The following is a 1,669-nucleotide window of genomic DNA, read 5'->3' on the forward strand; positions in this document are numbered from 1 at the left end:
ATTACCACTGGGCAGTTAATTGTCTCTGATGGACCGGTTAGTGCTAGAAGCTTTGAACAGGAGAATTCAGCAGGGGAGGTAAAGATTAATGCCAACTCTATCTTCCTTAACAACAATGGAATCATCGCAGCAGAAACAGCAGGAGGAGACAAAGGCAATATTACTCTATTTTCCCGTAACATCCGACTCCTCAACGAAAGCAAGATTAGAACTGACGCCCAGAATGTAACTGGGGGCAATATCACCATTGATACTGAAACCTTAGTCGGTCTGGGAAATAGCGACATCACCGCCAATGCTGAATTTGGCCCAGGAGGTAGTGTTGAGATTAATGCCCAAGGCATCTTTGGTTTAGAGTTTCGAGACCGTCTAACTCCAGACAATGACATCACCGCCACCTCCACCCTTGGCTCATCCTTCAACGGTGATGTAATCCTCAACATCTCCCAGGTAGACCCCACCTCAGGCTTAACGGAATTACCAGCAAGCCCCGTAGATGCAGAAGCGATCCTGGCCAATGACCTTTGTGGCTTTGAAAATAATCGGATTGCTGGCGGGAGTTCCTTTATCATTACCGGAAAAGGCGGTTTACCAGCTAGTGCAGAAGATCCGGTGATTAATGCCCACAGAACAGTGAGGTGGCGAACTCGTCCTGGCTTACCCAGCAGCAGCAGGAAACAATCATTACAGCAATTACAGCAGCAACCTTCAGTGATACAGCCTCAACCTCCCGAAGAAAAAAAAGTGATTATCGAAGCCCAAGGCTGGGTCAGAGCAAAGGATGGCACAATTATTCTGACTGCGCAACCGTTTAGGGGGACTCCTGTTGATCAGATATTGCCCCATCTTGATTGCCATTCGGGAGGAGGGAATCGGGAGGAGGGAATCGGGAGGAGGGAATCGGGAGTCGTCAGCCATCAGCCATCAGCTATCAGCTATCAGCCAAAGGCCAATGGCTGACAGCTGACAGCTGACGGCACCTCAAGTAGCGTGCGCGTAGCGCATATGCTTACCGGGAGTCGGGAGATGAGGAGAATTATCGGGGAAATTATTGTATATTTGGATACATATTTTTAGGGATTTATACCCAATAGTTACCAGAGGGTTTAAGAAAAGTTGCACCTGGCTGACAAGAAACGATCAGCCAGAGTTCAATGCAACTATCAACTCACAAATTTTAATCATAACAAAAACTGAGATCAACACTGATCTCTTTTGGATCTAGGTAAGCTGTTTGAGCTAGTGGTGCGTTACGGGCAGCAACCTAACCCTGGCTACGAGGCGGAAAATGAGCGCTCCCCTAACGCACCACTAGCAACTGAATCTCTTTACTAGCAGATGGGGTGCTCGGTTGCTCGGTTGCTCAGCTGATGGGAAAAATTTGTATTAAGGCTAATTATCCTCAGATGATATAATTTAAGGTTGGGGGTTGTTTGATATCATGTCCGGATAATTAGTGATAAAAAACTTTCTGAGATTAAACCTTACTCCTTTACTTCTGCCTTCTGCCCTCTGCCTTATGCCCTCTGCCTTGCTTTCCCCAAAGTGTAAGTATTCAACGGGAAATTATATCACTTGCTGCCAACCACAGGTTTAAGAGCGCACAGGGTTCGGGCGCAAGGGAAGCGCCCCTAGAATTGATTGGTTTGACGCTCATGATCAGAAGTGA

Annotated in this window: 1 pseudogene; it reads left to right on the forward strand. The window is 47.0% G+C overall.

What is annotated here, in order from left to right:
- Positions 1–960: pseudogene (locus F6K37_RS41465) on the forward strand (S-layer family protein); the annotation flags it as partial.
- Positions 961–1,669: the final 709 nt, after the last annotated feature.

Source organism: Moorena sp. SIO4E2 (assembly GCF_010671945.1).
Lineage (GTDB): Bacteria > Cyanobacteriota > Cyanobacteriia > Cyanobacteriales > Coleofasciculaceae > Moorena > Moorena producens.